The organism is Achromobacter sp. 1012554356 (genome assembly GCF_059760815.1).
Genome location: NZ_JCBANC010000009.1, coordinates 46,647 through 61,689, shown reverse-complemented (window position 1 = coordinate 61,689; position 15,043 = coordinate 46,647). Strand labels below are relative to the sequence as shown.

The window sequence follows — 15,043 nt, the reverse complement described above, 5'->3', positions numbered from 1 at the left end:
CATACGGGCCATTCCCTATTGCGGGTTCATATCGTCTCGGCAAGGCCGTCGGCGGATTCGTTCTGGCCAGCGCCCAGGTGCAGCTTGCGCATTTTTTCCCATAGCACCTTGCGGCTGATGCCCAGCGTGTGCGCGGTGTCCTGCCGGCGCCAGCCATTGGCGTCCAGCGCCGCCAGCACGCGTTCGCGTTCGGCGCGCTCGGCATCGGTGAAGTTGGCAGGATCGAACCGCGCGGCCGCCGTGCCGGATGGCCGCAGCGGCTCGCCCAATTGATCGAAGATGCGCCCGATGCGCGGCTGGTCCCAGCCCTGGAACTGCCGCCGCACGATGGCCACGCGCTCGGCCACGTTGGACAGTTCGCGCACGTTGCCCTCGTAGCGCGTGCGCGCCACCCGGTCCAGCAGCCACGGCGGCGGCTCGTCCTGCACGCCCTGGCTTAACAGCAAGGCGCGAAAGATCGCCGCCTTCTCGTGAGGACCGCGCTGCTCCAGATTGGGGATGCGCAGCTCGATGACCGCCAGCCGGTAATACAGATCCGCGCGGAATTCGCCCTGCCCCACCAGCATCCGCAGATCCTTGTTGGTGGCGGCGACCAGACGGAAGTCCACCGGCACTTCCGCCGTCGAACCCAGCCGCGTCACCGTGTTCTGCTCCAACACCCGCAGCAGCTTGACCTGCTGGTACAGCGGCAGATCGCCGATCTCGTCCAGGAACAGCGTGCCGCCGTGGGCCTGCTCGAAATAGCCTTTGTGCGCGCCGATCGCACCGGTGAACGCGCCCTTCGCGTGGCCGAAGAAATGGGCTTCGAAGAGCCCTTCGGGAATGGCGCCGCAATTGACCGCCACGAACGGACCCACGCTCCACGCGGCCTCGTCATGCAGCAGACGCGCAATGCGCTCCTTGCCCACGCCGGTTTCGCCATGGATCAGCACGTTGCTGCGGCAGTCCGCGTAAACCTCGGCTTCCGCCAGCAGGTCCTGCATGGCCTCGGACACGGCGATCAGCGGCTGCTCGCGCCGGGGCGCCGCGCGGTCCAGCTGGTTCAGCGTGCCCAGCAGTTCCATCAGCAGCTTGCGCAGGTCCGCGCTGGTGAAGGACAGCGGCAGCGTGTAGGAGTATTCCGGCGGGTAAAAGCGCGGATCGCGTCCGCGCGCTTCTGCAGCCACCCAGATGACGGGCATGCCTTGCGCCGCCAGCCAGTCGTAGCCGCCGAAGCGCTTGTCGCCCATCACGGACACGGACACCAGCGCCACCGCGCGCCGGGACGCATCGCGCGGCGGCGGGAACGCCGTGCCGGCATCAGCCCGCACCAGCGACACGTCCATGCCCGCCAGGCAGCGCTCGGCGCGGCTGGCGATGTCGGAGGCGCCCTCCCAGACGTACACGTCGAACTCTTCGCGCGCGAAATTCTCGCTCATCGCTTGGCCCTCGCGGGAGGGAAGGAAAAGGAAGTCAGGAGCGTTGTCATCAGTACACCAGGCGGGGCTTGCCGCAATCCACGGATATCAGGGCGACGTCGGTCTGGCCCACGCTCAGGCCCAGCACGTCGAGCAATTGCTGCAGCACCACGGACAGCGAACTGAGCAAGGGGTCCAGCAGCACCATGACGACAGATAGCACGCCGCCGACCTGGCCGCTGCCGTTCAGGGCAAGCGTGCCGACGGCGTTCACCCGGCACTGCCGGATCGCATCCGGCACCAGCGCCAGGGAGCAGGTCACGTCGCTGAGCGGGGCCAGCAGCAGCGAGTTCAGGATGCCGCCCACCAATTGCAGCGTCCCGCCGAGCACCCCGGTCAGGCCGCCGGTGGTCAAGCGCGCACCCAGCTGGTCCATCGCGGTCTTGGACCACTGCATGTCGTTGACCACTTTGGAGATCGTCTTGCCCGCGTTGTTCTTGTCGCCTCCCACCAACTGGGTCGCCAGGTCCTTGCGCTGCGTCTCGGTCAATGGCGTGCCACTGTTGAAGAGGTCGCCCAGGATGCCGCCGATCAGCGCGTCCGTGAGGTTGGCGGCCAGCTTGGACAGGTTCACGCTGGTGGCATTGACGGTGGCCGTGGCGTTGGGCGACGGCGGCTCGGTCAGCGTGACCGGAACGGGCGCCGCCGAGCTGAACACCGGCAGCGTCACGCGCGCCGTCAGCGGCAGGATGCCCAACACGTTCAAGACCTGATGGCGCCCGATTGCCGCGAACGCGCCGGGTTCGCAGCGATTGGTGAGCGACTGGAAGTTTGCCGCGCTGCTGTCGGTGGCTGACGTCATGCCGGGAAAGCGTCCCAGGCAGACACTGGCCGCGGCCGACGTCACGTCGATCACCGCCTGGTTCTCCTGCAGCGGCGCCTCGCACAGCTTGCGCAGCGTGCCTGTCGATTGCGCCACGTCGATGATGATGGGCAGGTCCACCTTGGTGTTCAGCGTGTTGGCCAGCAAGGGGCCGACCAGCGGGATGTTGGTGGTGTTGACGCGCAGATAGACGCGGATGCCGGCGCTGATCGCCTGCGTGCCCACGCCGCCCACGCCTACGGAAGGCGGCTCGACGATGCGCACGCGCGCGTCCAGGCCCAGCAGCGGCACGCTCAATCCCAGGTTGATCAGGTTGCTGCCGTTGGCGATGACGAGCGCGGTTTCAAGAATGTTCAGCGCATTCACGTCGGCCTGCAATGCGGCGCTGGCGTCGCCGCCCCCGACGTGCAGATCCAGCACGCCGCCGTCGCCCAGCAGTTTCACGGGCAGATTCAGCGGCATCACGGCAAGGACGGTGTTGATGGCGTTGCGCAGCAGCGCCACGTCGGCGCTGGCCGTGGCCTGCTTGTCGATCACGCTGAGCGTCGCATTCAGCAACTGGCCCAGCGTCAGGGTATTGAGCGCGGCCAGTTGCTCGGGCGTGCCGACGCCGGCGGCGGCCGACAGCGGCAGGCCCAGCGCTTCCAGCAGGCCGGCCGGCGTGATGTTGACGCTGGCCAGCCCCGCGGCATCCAGCACATCCAACTGCGACGGCGAGGCGCCCGCCGTGGCGAGCAGTTGCGACAGCAGGCCACCGCGCTCCAGCCGCAGAAGGCGCGATCCCACCGTGAAGGCGGCCACCGGCGGGGTTCGCGTCGCCACCGCCGCGGCCGACGCCGTGACGCCGCCCACACCGGGGACCAGATTGGCCAGCTGCTTGCGCACCGCGACCCGCACTGCGTTGTACGCCTGCCCGCCCGCCGCGTCGAACACGTGCATGCCGCTGGCGTCGGACCGCGCCGGATCCCACACCTTGCATTCCACCGTCAGGTCGGCGGCCGTGAAGGCGTCCAGAATGTTCGGCAGATTGGCCAGCGCGGACGCGCGGCCCGCAGCGGCGGCACGCGTGCAGTCCGCGCTGGCGCCCAGATTCAGCACCTGCACCGCCGACAGCGCCGCCAGATCCGCCGCCTTCTGCATCTCGCGCTTCATGTAAGCGCCGTAACCCAGCTGCAGCACGCCCAGCAACACGGCCGCCACCAGCACCGCGAACACCGCGGCAACGGTCATGCTGCCGCGTTGCCGCGGCGGCGGGATGGGACGAGGATGGCCGGCTGACATGCGCTTGCGACTCCGTCTTGGCATGCGGCGGGAGCGACCCGCGCGGGAAACCTATTGGACGTTGGGGATTTCCACGTTCCGGTCGAACCACACGGGAATGGGCTGCTTGAAACTCTCCACATAACGATTCCACGCGGCCGTGGAGACCTGGCCCAACACCGGCAAGGCATTGCCCGCCCGGCGGCCGTCAGCCTGCGCGGCGAGCAGCCCCCGGGTCACATCGCCGAAGGCCTCCGGCGTGGCGGGGGCCGACGGCGCCGCGGGTGCTGTCGTTGCCGCCGGCGCCGCCGGCAGCGGCGTCTGCACCTGCTGCACCACCGGCCGGTCCGGCATGACGGCCGGCGCGGCGGACATGCCGCCCGTCAGCGGCGCGTTCGTTTGTGCGTGTCCAGCGGTAGGCGCCATCGCGGCGCAGGCCAGAATCAAAAGTGCGTGCGATATGGGACGGGTCATGACGGATTTCCAGAACATTGGGTTAACGCACGATGGGACCATTGCCCAGCCCTTCCATCAGCGGGCTCATCCTCGGCAACACAACCTGCTCGCCGCTGGAGACCCGGGTGGCTGATGCGGCAGACGCACCCGGCGCCGGCGCCAACTGGCCGCGAATCTCGCCGGCCAGGCGCAGCACCTGTCCGCGCGCTTCCTCGCCCAGTTGCGCGCGCTCCATTACCTGCTGCGCGCGCACCGCATCGCCCTCCACCAACAGCAACACCGCCAGGTTCGCCAGCACCTTGCCGCTATCCGGCGTCAATTCTGCCGCCTGCCCCAGTGGCACCCGCGCGCCCGCCGGATCGCCCGCGCGCAGCCGCGCATAGCCCAGGTCGCCAAGAATCCGCGCGTCCATGGGCGACTGCCGGGCCGCCCGCCCCAGGTAATCTGCCGCCTGGTCGAACTGCCCGCGCGCGCCGGCGATGAGGCCCAGGCCATGCCAGCCCTCGGCCGCCTGATCGGTGGTGGTCAGCGCGCGATAGGCCTCTTCGCTCAACGCGGTCTGTCCGGTCTGGCGCAGGGCTTCGGCGCGCAGGACGGCCACGCGCGGATCATTGCCGAACTTCTGTTGAAAGCCGTCGATGTACGCCAGCGAGGCGAAATACCGGTCCTGGCGTTGCGCCTCGACGATCAGGGACAGCATCAGCTCCGGCTCCTTGGGCCGCCGCTTGTTCTCGGCTTCGTCCTCCTGCTGCCGCATCAGCGCCTGTTCCTGCTGCTGTTGCTGGATCAGTTGCCAGGCGGATTCCGCCTTGTTGGTCTGGCATCCGGCAAGGCCCGCGGCGATCACCAGTACCGTGACCGCAAACCCGCAGCGCGCCGCGCCCGACCGTCTTTCGATTCTGCCGTCCATCACATCCCTCCCATGCGCGACAAGCCGCGCAACACCGCGATAAACCCCGCGCCGCCCGTCACGATCAACAGGGCAGGCAGCAGCGTCACGATCATGACGCCGGTCATCTTGACCGTGGTCTTGCCCACCTTCTCCTTCAACTCCAGGCGCCGCTTGTCCCGCAGGCGTTCGCCAAAGCGGTTCAGCGGCTCTTGCACAGCGCCCCCGTGCTGATCCACCTGCGCGATCAGTCGGCAGATCGCGGACAGGTCGTCGTTGTCAAAGCCCGTGGCCATGCGGGCCAGCGATTGTTCGCGCGTGCGGCCGCGCACATACAGTTCCGACGCCAGCCGCAACTCCAAAGCCAGCACGGGCAGCACCTGGCCGAACTCCTTGATCAACACCTGCAAGCTCTGGTCGATCGACAAACCCACGCCCTGCAAGAGACGCAGCAGATCGATCAGCAAGGGCAGCTCGTCGGCGGCCTGACGGCGGCGGCGCGCCAGGCGGCGCTGCACGATCCACTTGGGCAGCATGTAGCCGATGGCAAACGCCACGAATCCCGCGACAAACGCGCGCAGCGGCATCTGCGGCAACTGCTTGTGCCAGTCCAGCAGGACCACGGCCACGGGCAGGCTCAGCGCCAGGCCGAACCGGATCAGGACGAAGCGCGAACGCGCGGTGCCGGGCTGCGCGTAGCCGGCCATGTCGACCAGCTTGCGGTCTTCGGCGGCCAGCAGCGCATCGGCAAGCCGGCCCTCGCTCAGGCGCTTGCCGAACGTGTCCGCCATCCGCGCGGCCGCGGCCAGCCGGCCGCGTCTTTCTTCGCCCGGCGCCACCGATGCTGCCGCACCTTCCCGCGCGGCCAGCGCCTGATCCACCACCTGGCGGCTGCGGTCCTGGCTGCGCAGGCGCCGCGCCATGCCCAGTCCCAGCACCACCAGGCCTGCCGCCACCAGCATCAGCGCCATCGCCAGCACGGTGGACGCGTTCCAGGATTGCAGGGTGTCCATGCGGCGCCTCCCCTCAGATGGCCTTGGCCATGCGATACAGCCAATAGCAGCCGCCGATCTGCAGGCAGACGGCAGTCAGCAGCATCTTGAAGCCCTGCGGGTCTTCCCACAGGCCCATGAACAGGTTGTTGTTGGCCACGATGATGAAGCCCGCCACGCCCACGGGCAGCAGCGCCAGGATCCAGGCGGACAGCCGGACCTCGGCCGAGCTTGCCGTCAGCTCGTTGCGCGCCTGGGCGACATCGCGCATGAAGGCCGCCATGCGTTCCAGCACCTGATCGCTACGGCCGCCAAAGCGCATCGCCAGCGAAACAACCGCCGCCACCATGTACAGCTCCTTCAGGCCATACATGCGGGACACGTGCGCCAGCGCCGCGTCCAGTTCCTTTGAGTTGCTGAGGCTGGCGGCAGTCTCCACCACTTCGCGCAACGGCTCGTCGGTGGCCGCGGCCGCCGTCCGGAACGCCGCGGCGATGCTGTTGCCGATGGTCAGCAGGCGCACGATGTTGTCCAGAAAGGCCGGCAGTTGCGAGATCATGCGGCGCTGGCGCTTGTCCGCCCGCAGCCATAGCAGGAAGTACGCAAACACGGCCAGCAGCAGGAACGTCACCGCGCCCGACAGCGGCCCCAGAAAGGTCCAGGCGAGCGCCCCGCCCGCGACGACAGGCAGCGCGATGCGCAGGTAAAGGCCAACGCTTTGCCGAAGGCCGGCCAGGCGCAAGAGACGGTCCCAGCCGGCATGGCCGCTGCGGAACTCGCGCGCGTTCTCGGCGAACGGCGCGTCGCCCGCCGCCTCCTCGCGGCCGCGCGCCAGTTGGCTGTCCAGAAACGCGGAGCTGGCAGCCCGGCGCGCGCTGCGGTCGGCGTGGCGCCACAGCAGCACCGCCCCCACGGCCAGCACCGCGGCCAGGCTCAACAGCGCCATCACGTCCTGCATCAGCGCCTCCTGCTCCAGAAGCCACCGCCGCCATCGCGGTCGTCCGGCGCGTTGTCGTTGGCGCGCGCCTCGTTGCGCAACTTGGCCAGCTTGGGCGTGTGGGGATGAATGCCCAGCCAGTTCCAGCGGTCCCGTTCCTCGCCGTCCGGCGTCGCAAACGGGTCGTGGCGGTAAAGCTCCTGCGTGGAGATGACGTTGTCGCCCATGCCGGTGATCTCGGTCACGGACAGCACGCGGCGCTTGCCGTTGGACAGGCGGCCGATCTGCACGATGAAGTCCAGCGCGCTGGCGATCTGCCGGCGCAGGCTGTCCTCGCTGCCCTGAAAGCCGGCAAAGCCGGCCAGCATCTCGATCCGGTACAGGCATTCGCGCGGCGAGTTCGCATGGATGGTCGCCATCGACCCTTCGTGACCGGTGTTCATGGCCTGCAGCATGTCCATGACCTCGGCGCCGCGCACCTCGCCCACCACCACGCGGTCCGGCCGCATCCGCAGGCTGTTGCGGATGAGTTCGCGGATGGTGACTGCGCCGCTGCCGTCAAAGCCGCCCTGGCGCGATTCCAGCCGCACCACGTGCGGATGGTTGAGCGACAGCTCCGCCGTGTCCTCGACCGTCACCACGCGCTCGTTCTCAGGGATGAAGAACGCCAGCGCGTTCAGCAGCGACGTCTTGCCCGAGCTGGTGCCGCCGGACACCAGGATGTTGCAGCGATTCTTCACGGCCTCGTTCAGAAGGCGGTAGATCGCTTCGTCAAAAGTGCCCAGCGTCAGCAGGTCCGCCGGTTTCAGCGGGTCCTGCCGGAACTTGCGGATCGACACCATGGGACCGTCCACCGCCAGCGGCTCGATCACCACGTTCAGGCGGCCGCCGTCGGGCAGGCGCGCGTCGACCATCGGGCTGGACTCGTCCAGCCTGCGGCCGATGGGCGCCAAGATGCGGCGCACGATGCGCAGCACGTGCTGGTTGTCGGTAAAGCGCAGCGACTCGCGGGCCAGCACGCCGCGGCGCGAGACGAAGACGTTGTCGTAGCCGTTGATGAGGATGTCTTCGACGGCCGGATCGGCCAGCAGATCTTCCAGCGGGCCGAGCCCGGCCAGTTCCTTGGTCAGGGCTTCGGCGATGGCGCGCATTTCGCTTTCGTTGATCGCGACCCGGCGCAGCCGCACGAAGCTGGCGACCTCGATGTCCACGAATTCCTGGATCGCCGAGCGCGCCCAGCGGCCGAATTCCGCGCCCAGTTCCTCGATGCGGGACAGCAGGTGCTCGTAGGCCGCCGTCTTCACTTCCTGGTAGCGGTCCGACGCCGAGAACCCTTTGTCGCCGTCGCCGCCGAACTCTATCGTCGCTGTCATGATCATGTCGGATCCCGTAACCGTGCGTCTGTTAATCCGTCAGCCGATGTGGTCCGTCAGCCGATCACCATGCGGCGGTGCACGCCGGGCAGCCAGGTAGCCAGCCAGCTTGCGTGCCCGCCGGGCGCGGCTTCCTCGGTGCACAGGCGTTCCGCCAGCGTCTGCACTGCGCGCACGTAGACGTCGCGCTCGGCCTCTTCGTGCAGCAGATGGCCGCGGTTGGTGCACACCATCAGCGGCAGCGTGCGGTCCGGCAGCGTGCCGACGAGTTCCAGGCTGAAGCGTTCGGCGATCTGCTTGGCCGTCATGCCGTAGCGCTCGTCATAGCGATTCACGATGAGGCCTAACGTGGAACGGTCCACGTGCAGATGCTCCAGTTCCTGCAGCAGCCCAGCCAGCGACACCAGCGCGCCCACGCTCTGGTCGGTCACGATCCAGTTCAGTTGCGAGTTGCGCGCCAGGCCCGACACGAACTCGGCATTGGTGAAACCGCCCGCGTCGGCCACAACGACGGAGAAGTGCTGACGCATCCGTTCAAACACCAGCAGCGAATCCGACTGCGACACCTCGCGCATCTGCCCCAGATCGCGCGGCAACGACAGCACGCTCAGGCCGTTGGCGGTGTGCGCCATCGCCGATCCGAGCAGCGTGGAATCGAGGCGGCGCAGATTGCGCGCCGCCTCGGCAAAATCGAAGTCGCCGCCGATGTTCAGGTAGAGCTGGCAATCGCCCACCGGCCAGCCCAGGTCCATGAGGGCCACGCGGCTGGACAACGGCAGCGGCTCGCCCGGCGGTTGAGACGCCTTGGCGGCGCGCTGGTTGTACGTCAGCTTGAGGCGGTCCTGCACCATGCCTGCCAGATGCACGGCCAGCGTGCTGGTGCCCACGCCGGGACGCGCGCCCAGCAGCACGACGCTGCGGCGCGTGCCGTCCATGCGCCCGCCCGACGGCCGGTCGAGCACGCGCAGCACCACCTCCCGGACCTCCTGCGGCGCCACGGACGGATCGACGAAATCAACCGCTCCCGCACGCAGGGCGGCGATCGCCCCCTCGGGCTGGCTTACGTAGCCGACCGCCACGCGCGGCAGGGTCGGCGCGATGCGCGCCAAGAGCCGCGCCAGTTCAGCGGACTTGAACAATTTGCCGGGTTCGTCGTCGCTCAACGAGAAATCCAGGAACACCACCTGCGGCGCAAGCTCCGTCAGTCGCCGCGCCAGTTCCTCGATGCGCGGCGACTCCTGGGTCAGCACGCCCAGGTCGCCCAACGCCATCCCCAACTGCGAGGCAATCGCACTACCCTGAGAACAAAACAGGAACCGCGTGCCGTTCTGCAGGCCCACTCCTTCGCTGGCATGTGTCTTCATATTGGTCACCGTGAGAATCCCGGCATCTGCTGGCCGCTTGCCGGGCCGGTCAGGTAATAACCCCAGGCGTTGAACGCCGAGTCCGTTTGCTCCTGCCGGGCGCCCGGCAGCGGCAAGGCCACGCCGCGCGCGATCGGGCGCACCAGGCGCGGCGTCACGACGATGACCAGCTCGGTGTCTTCCTGGGAATAATCGACGCTGCGAAAAAACGCGCCGATGATCGGCAGGTCGCCCAGCATGGGCACCTTGTTGACCAACGCCTTCGTCTGGCGCGACACCAGGCCGCTGATGACGAAACTTTCGCCATCGCCCAGTTCGACCATCGTGTCGGCGCGACGCGTGCGCAGCGCCGGAATGATGGTGCTGGTGTCTTCGCTGGTGTTGATGGCGATGCCGTTGGTGTAGTCCAGCTCGCTGGCCTCGGGCGCCACCTTCAGCGCGATGCGGTCGCGCGACAGCACGGTGGGCGTCACGGTCAGGCCGATGCCGAAGGGCTTGAAGGTCACGTTGACGGTTCCCAGTCCGCCGGCCTGCGGGATCGGCAGCTCGCCGCCCGCCAGGAAGCTGGCGCTCTGCCCCGTCAGCGCGACAAGCGTGGGCTCGGCCAGCACGCGCGCCATGCCGTTGGTCTGCAAGAGGCGCAGGCGCGCTGCAAAGTTGTTTGAGTCGTAGAACAGCGAAAACCCCGACGCCAGCGCGCCGCCCAGGCTGGCTGGCATGGTGGAGCTGCCGCCGCTCCAGGGGCCATTGCTGGCCGTGAAGCTGATGCCGGCCGCCTTCATCACCGAGCGCGACACCTCGACGACCTTCACTTCCACCTGCACGACGCCGCCGGCGCCAGCGGTGGACAGGTCCACCACGTTTTTATCACCGCCCACGGCGGCGGCCGCCATCGTGGCCGAGGCAATCTGCCCGAGCGGCGATTCGGCGTGGCCCGAAACGACGGCGTGGCCGTCCGCGATGTCCACGTTGGCGCCGCCGGCCAGGCCGCGGCTGGCCAGCGCGCCCTGCACGCCGCTACCGACGCGCACGGTCCACACCTGCGGCGCGGCGTTGCCGGCGGACCAGACTTGCAGCCGCGTGGTGCCGGGCTTCTTGCCGTACAGCAGCACGGCGCCCGCGCGGTTGCCCGTGGCTGGCAGCACCTTTACATCCGCCACGTCCGGATCGCCGATGGCGATGCGCGAGGGCGCGCCGTGATCGAGCATGACGGTCTGCTGCTCCCTGACCGCCATTGAAATGTCGCGGGCCGGCGCGTTTGCGCCAGTCGCGGGGGCCGCGGTTTGTGCCAGGCTGATTCCTTCGGGTGTCATTGCCGCGGCGGCCAACAGAAGGCAGATCATGGTGGTGCGCTGAAGGTTCTTCATAGTGCCGGATCTGATGGTGGGATTCTTTGGCTGCGGGCTGCGCCTGGTGCGCCCGCAGCCCCGTTCAGTAGCGCACGTGCTCGGTTTTATCTCCTCGAATGATTTCGACTGTGCGGCCGCCACCGGTCCCTTGCGGCCGGGCTGCGGCGCGGGTTGCGGGGCCGCGCGCGGCGGGCGCCAAGGCGGCGGCCGTGCTGCCATCCAGCTGCACCAGGCTCTCGCCCGCGAAGGCGCGGTTGGGGCCGGCCAGCAGCGATTCGCGCTGCGCGGGCGTCAGATCCGCGCGTACCGGCAACACCGTGCCGCGCGGGGCGAACAGGGCCACATCCGGCATGCTGTCGTCGCCCACCGGCCGCAGCGCCAGTTGCAAGCGGCCCGCGCGGCTGGCCAGCATCAATTCGTTGACGCGATCCACCGGCACCGCCAGCACCGCGGTGCGTGCCGGCTGGCCCGGGCCGCCCTGCTGCAAGGCCGGCTTCTCGTCCGGCCCTTCCACCGTGGCCTGGCCATAGGCCAGCACGCGCACCTGCGACTGCAAAAGGCGCGCCTGGCCCGACGCGACTTCGGGGCTTTTCTCGATCATGAAGAACACGTCCACCATGTCGCCCGGGACGATGCGGTTGCCACCGCCGATGACTTCGTCCACCGCGATGGCGACGGCGCGCTCGCCCGCCTTGAGCTGGCGCGCCAGGCCCTGCGTGAGTAGGCTGGGCACGATCGGATCACCCACGGCAATGTCGACCTTCGTCACCGCGCCATCCAGCGGCGCGGGGTCGGCAAAACCGCCGGACAACGCGGCCTGCCACTGCACGACCGTCAGCATTTTTGCGCTGTCGATGCGCGAGCCGGCCGCGATCGCCTCGCGTGCCACCACCACCGGATACAGCTTGACCGGCTCGGCAGGCGCCACCGCAAGCGGCGCGGGCGCCACGCTGACCGCCGGGCGGGGCGGCGCCGACGCCAGCCTCCACGCCATGAAGGCAAGCGCCACGCCCGCCACCAGCAACAATCCCGCGACGATCTTGCTCAGACTGCTCATGGCGTCCCCTGCGATATCTGCACGACAGCCTGCGAATGCAGCCTGCTCGGTATCCAGTTGCGGTTCGCGCCCGGCAAGGCCGTGACGAGGCCCCGCACTGTCTCGAGCAACGGCCAGGTCTGGGTGTTGTAGGTCATGGCGACGGTCGCGCAATCGGCCTGCGCCCCGCCTGCCCCGGGCCAGGCGCACGGCGCGCGCGTGGCGCTGCACAGCACCGCCGATCCGGCGGAGAAAGTTCGCATCGCCGCCACGCAGGCGATGGCCGGCACGTCGGCCTGGCCGCTGAACCGCGCCTGGACGGCCGCGCGCGCGCCGTCAGCGGCGGCGGCGGCCAATTGCTGCTGCATCCAGAACAGGGCGCCGAATCCGACCACGCCGCAGATGAAGAGCAGCAGCAACGTAAGCGTCAGCGAAAACTCCAGCGCTGCGATGCCGCGCTGGCGCGCGCGCGTCTTGATGCGGTTGAGGTATTGCGGCGCCGCGCGCATCTCAGCTTCCCCCGCCCAGGGCATCGCCCAGATGCACCGTGGCGCGCGCGCTCAATACGCTGGAAGCCGGCATCAGCGCCGTGTTCAACAACGGCACGGAAGGGATGAGCGGATGGGCGCCATACGCGTACGACACGTTGACTTCGACCTGATCCTGCGCAAGCGGCAATCCGCTGCACGCGCCGCCCGCCGCGCTGGTCAGCGCGCCCGCACTGCCGCACACCGCCACCTGCACGGGTCCCGCGGACATGGCGCTGATCCACGCCGCCTGCGACAGCGCCGATTCGCGTCCGGCTTCGGCCCGCGCCACAAGCGACGCGGTGCCGGGCTGCCACTGCAGGATCTTGCGCGCGCCGTCCTGCGCGGCAAGCGTCACGGAATGCTGGGCGGCAACCACCAGGGAATACGTCAGGATCCCGTAGAACACCAGGAAGAACACCACGAATACCAGGGCGAATTCCACGGAATAAGAGCCGCGCTGACGGCGGCCAGCCCCAGATATGCCGCGTAGGGAATCTGGCGCGCGCGGTTGCTCAGCGCCCAGACGCTCGACACGACCAGATACAGCAGACTGTGCAGACCCGCCAGCACGCTGGCCAGCACCAGCGTCACCATCAGCGGCGCAAAGCCCAGCAGCAGCCCGAGAACGGCGATCGCCTTGATATCGCCTGCGCCCATCAGACGCCAGCGCCACAGCGGCAGAAATAGCGCCGCCGCCAGAAAACCGGCCAGCGCCGGCAGCCATCCACTCCATCGCGGCGGATAGGCCCAGCCCGGCGCCAGCAAGGCCGCCAGCAGCCAAAGCAATTGGGCCGCGAGTCCCGCGACGATCAGCCGGTTGGGGACGCGGCGGTGACGCAGATCGCCATGGATCAGCGCCAGAATCCAGCATGTAAACAACAGCCACCACAGCATCACCCCTGGATACAAGGCTAGACCTTCTGAAGAACGGACAAGACCTCGGGCGTGCCGCGGCGGGCTCCGCCCCCTTCAATCAAGCGATGCCGGGTTGCAGGTTCGCGCCGCGGTGGCAAGGGCCACCGCGCCGCGGATCCGCTTGCGGCTCAGCCGGCGCCGCCGGCCGGCGGCGTGGTGCCAGTCCCCGCCTTGGCGTTATCCAGCTTGGTGCCAAGGTCCTCGAACATGCCTTTCAAGGAACCGGTAAAGGCGCCCACCGCCACGATGAGGGCCACTGCCACCATTCCCGCGATCAGCCCGTACTCAAGGGCGGTGATCCCGTCTTCGTCATTCCAGAACTGCGCAAGTGTTGCTTTCATATCAAGCTCCATGGGCATCGATTGAAGGGTCCCGCTAACCCGGCCCCGGAGAGGCGTCCGGGGATCTCCCCGAAACCTCGCCAGGCGCCGATTCAATGATCGAGTCAATGCGCTGCGCCATGCGAGCGCGAAAGCGTTGCGAAGCCCGCTGCAAATGCCAGCGCATGAGCAGCAAGGTGATGATGGACAGGGCGAATGCGATATACGGCAGCATGGCGCCCCCGATATACCGGCCGGCGGCGTCATTGGCGGCCGTGCAGATAACGGCTCCGGCGGCCGCACCCGTGTAATGCATGCCGCACACGGCGACGGCCATCAAAATGGCGGCGCCGATGCGCTGACGTTCGTTCTGCGTATTAAATGCGAGCCAGAGCGCGGCAGTGGCCGCTATGACGGCGATCAGCACCGACAACACAACCAGCGGCAGATTCCAGAGCAGGACCGCCGGCATGCGCGCGGCGCTCATCCCGACATAATGCATGGAGGCAACGCCAAAGCCCGCGGCGCAACCGCCGATCAGGCACCGAATAAAAGAGAACCGATCCCGGCCGACATACCAGAAGGCCCACCCGGAAAACCCGGCGGCAACCAGAAAGCTCAGTATGGTCAGCCCGGCCTGATAACCGACTTCAAAAGGCAGGTTTTGCGCCAGCATGCCAATGAAATGCATGCTCCAGATCCCCACGCCGCCCATCGCCACCGCGCCGATGACGACATAGCCAAGGCGGATCTCCCCGTCCTGCGTTTCCGCGCGGATGCCCGCCGCCGCCAGCAGGGCGACGTACGAGCCCAAGGCCGCGATCAGGAACGACAGCGCCACCAAGCGGCCGTCGAAGGAGAGCGGGACAACGTCGCCCGGGCTCATGAATGCTCCTCGTGTGGTAGCCGGCAGCGATATTGCGCAGCCGGCGGGTAATTGCAGTGCTTCTTGCAGTATTTCCCAGCCATTTGAATCTCCGGGCGGGTCCACACATTTTGCGTATTTTTGATACGTGGCTTCAGTTTATATATTGCCAAATCATACGCATCAGGGTTTTCACTGAATTTCGCAATGTTGCGACACACGAGTTGTAACGGATACTCCCAACTTCCAGGTAATCTTATAAAAAACGTCCGAAACTCGCCTATCTTTCAGATATCGAATTAATGGGGACATCGGAATAATGCCGTACGGGAGACATATTGCACGTCGTACAACCTCATTTTGAAATTGATTGTCATCGTTCGGACAATACTGGCACCATATAAGCACCCTTAAACGCAACAGTTAATTACTGGTGACACAACCCCCTTTTCCACTCGACACGCGATCTTTATCGGC

Annotated in this window: 15 protein-coding genes; all 15 read right to left on the bottom strand. The window is 67.7% G+C overall.

What is annotated here, in order from left to right; translation table 11 throughout:
• Window positions 1-26: 26 nt before the first annotated feature.
• Window positions 27-1,418 carry a sigma 54-interacting transcriptional regulator gene (locus tag AC6LJW_RS06345; RefSeq protein WP_056563213.1) on the bottom strand — a complete coding sequence of 464 codons (1,392 nt, stop codon included), beginning with the start codon at window positions 1,416-1,418 and terminating at the stop codon, window positions 27-29.
• A gap of 49 nt (window positions 1,419-1,467) precedes the next feature.
• Window positions 1,468-3,561 carry a pilus assembly protein TadG-related protein gene (locus AC6LJW_RS06340; RefSeq protein WP_498086790.1) on the bottom strand — a complete coding sequence of 698 codons (2,094 nt, stop codon included), beginning with the start codon at window positions 3,559-3,561 and terminating at the stop codon, window positions 1,468-1,470.
• A 51-nt stretch (window positions 3,562-3,612) separates the two neighbouring features.
• Window positions 3,613-4,014: a DUF3613 domain-containing protein gene (locus AC6LJW_RS06335; RefSeq protein ID WP_498086789.1), complete on the bottom strand. Its 402-nt coding sequence runs from the start codon at window positions 4,012-4,014 to the stop codon at window positions 3,613-3,615.
• Between the two features lie 22 nt (window positions 4,015-4,036).
• The gene (locus AC6LJW_RS06330) at window positions 4,037-4,906 is read right to left on the bottom strand and encodes a tetratricopeptide repeat protein (RefSeq protein ID WP_498086788.1); all 870 of its coding nucleotides are present in this window, start codon (window positions 4,904-4,906) and stop codon (window positions 4,037-4,039) included.
• Window positions 4,906-5,898 carry a type II secretion system F family protein gene (locus tag AC6LJW_RS06325; RefSeq protein WP_427986742.1) on the bottom strand — a complete coding sequence of 331 codons (993 nt, stop codon included), beginning with the start codon at window positions 5,896-5,898 and terminating at the stop codon, window positions 4,906-4,908. The genes AC6LJW_RS06330 and AC6LJW_RS06325 overlap by 1 nt, the downstream gene beginning before the upstream one ends.
• Window positions 5,899-5,911: 13 nt before the next feature.
• Entirely contained in the window at window positions 5,912-6,835 is a 924-nt protein-coding gene (locus AC6LJW_RS06320; RefSeq protein ID WP_056563227.1) for a type II secretion system F family protein, read from the bottom strand.
• Complete coding sequence (locus tag AC6LJW_RS06315; protein ID WP_056563230.1) at window positions 6,835-8,193, bottom strand: TadA family conjugal transfer-associated ATPase; 1,359 nt, start codon at window positions 8,191-8,193, stop codon at window positions 6,835-6,837. Before AC6LJW_RS06315 ends, AC6LJW_RS06320 begins: the two co-directional genes overlap by 1 nt.
• A gap of 50 nt (window positions 8,194-8,243) precedes the next feature.
• Window positions 8,244-9,560, bottom strand: coding sequence for a MinD/ParA family protein (locus AC6LJW_RS06310; RefSeq protein WP_056563233.1), 1,317 nt, complete (start codon window positions 9,558-9,560; stop codon window positions 8,244-8,246).
• Complete coding sequence (locus AC6LJW_RS06305) at window positions 9,557-10,918, bottom strand: type II and III secretion system protein family protein (RefSeq protein WP_498086787.1); 1,362 nt, start codon at window positions 10,916-10,918, stop codon at window positions 9,557-9,559. The genes AC6LJW_RS06310 and AC6LJW_RS06305 overlap by 4 nt, the downstream gene beginning before the upstream one ends.
• A gap of 64 nt (window positions 10,919-10,982) precedes the next feature.
• Window positions 10,983-11,957, bottom strand: coding sequence for a Flp pilus assembly protein CpaB (gene cpaB / locus AC6LJW_RS06300; RefSeq protein WP_427986746.1), 975 nt, complete (start codon window positions 11,955-11,957; stop codon window positions 10,983-10,985).
• Entirely contained in the window at window positions 11,954-12,445 is a 492-nt protein-coding gene (locus AC6LJW_RS06295; protein ID WP_498086786.1) for a TadE/TadG family type IV pilus assembly protein, read from the bottom strand. The genes cpaB and AC6LJW_RS06295 overlap by 4 nt, the downstream gene beginning before the upstream one ends.
• 1 nt (window position 12,446) lies before the next feature.
• Entirely contained in the window at window positions 12,447-12,908 is a 462-nt protein-coding gene (locus AC6LJW_RS06290; protein WP_498086785.1) for a TadE/TadG family type IV pilus assembly protein, read from the bottom strand.
• Complete coding sequence (locus AC6LJW_RS06285; protein WP_056563244.1) at window positions 12,854-13,360, bottom strand: prepilin peptidase; 507 nt, start codon at window positions 13,358-13,360, stop codon at window positions 12,854-12,856. Before AC6LJW_RS06285 ends, AC6LJW_RS06290 begins: the two co-directional genes overlap by 55 nt.
• 149 nt (window positions 13,361-13,509) lie before the next feature.
• Entirely contained in the window at window positions 13,510-13,722 is a 213-nt protein-coding gene (locus AC6LJW_RS06280) for a Flp family type IVb pilin (protein ID WP_056563247.1), read from the bottom strand.
• Window positions 13,723-13,756: 34 nt separating this feature from the next.
• Window positions 13,757-14,587: an MHYT domain-containing protein gene (locus AC6LJW_RS06275; protein WP_498086784.1), complete on the bottom strand. Its 831-nt coding sequence runs from the start codon at window positions 14,585-14,587 to the stop codon at window positions 13,757-13,759.
• Window positions 14,588-15,043: the final 456 nt, after the last annotated feature.

What these genes read in the sequence shown, in the direction of transcription:
- AC6LJW_RS06345 (WP_056563213.1), bottom strand. Translation starts at nt 1,418, where the DNA reads ATGAGCGAGAATTTCGCGCGCGAAGAGTTCGACGTGTACGTCTGGGAG.
- AC6LJW_RS06340 (WP_498086790.1), bottom strand. Translation starts at nt 3,561, where the DNA reads ATGTCAGCCGGCCATCCTCGTCCCATCCCGCCGCCGCGGCAACGCGGC.
- AC6LJW_RS06335 (WP_498086789.1), bottom strand. Translation starts at nt 4,014, where the DNA reads ATGACCCGTCCCATATCGCACGCACTTTTGATTCTGGCCTGCGCCGCG.
- AC6LJW_RS06330 (WP_498086788.1), bottom strand. Translation starts at nt 4,906, where the DNA reads ATGGACGGCAGAATCGAAAGACGGTCGGGCGCGGCGCGCTGCGGGTTT.
- AC6LJW_RS06325 (WP_427986742.1), bottom strand. Translation starts at nt 5,898, where the DNA reads ATGGACACCCTGCAATCCTGGAACGCGTCCACCGTGCTGGCGATGGCG.
- AC6LJW_RS06320 (WP_056563227.1), bottom strand. Translation starts at nt 6,835, where the DNA reads ATGCAGGACGTGATGGCGCTGTTGAGCCTGGCCGCGGTGCTGGCCGTG.
- AC6LJW_RS06315 (WP_056563230.1), bottom strand. Translation starts at nt 8,193, where the DNA reads ATGATCATGACAGCGACGATAGAGTTCGGCGGCGACGGCGACAAAGGG.
- AC6LJW_RS06305 (WP_498086787.1), bottom strand. Translation starts at nt 10,918, where the DNA reads ATGAAGAACCTTCAGCGCACCACCATGATCTGCCTTCTGTTGGCCGCC.
- cpaB (WP_427986746.1), bottom strand. Translation starts at nt 11,957, where the DNA reads ATGAGCAGTCTGAGCAAGATCGTCGCGGGATTGTTGCTGGTGGCGGGC.
- AC6LJW_RS06295 (WP_498086786.1), bottom strand. Translation starts at nt 12,445, where the DNA reads ATGCGCGCGGCGCCGCAATACCTCAACCGCATCAAGACGCGCGCGCGC.
- AC6LJW_RS06285 (WP_056563244.1), bottom strand. Translation starts at nt 13,360, where the DNA reads ATGCTGTGGTGGCTGTTGTTTACATGCTGGATTCTGGCGCTGATCCAT.
- AC6LJW_RS06280 (WP_056563247.1), bottom strand. Translation starts at nt 13,722, where the DNA reads ATGAAAGCAACACTTGCGCAGTTCTGGAATGACGAAGACGGGATCACC.
- AC6LJW_RS06275 (WP_498086784.1), bottom strand. Translation starts at nt 14,587, where the DNA reads ATGAGCCCGGGCGACGTTGTCCCGCTCTCCTTCGACGGCCGCTTGGTG.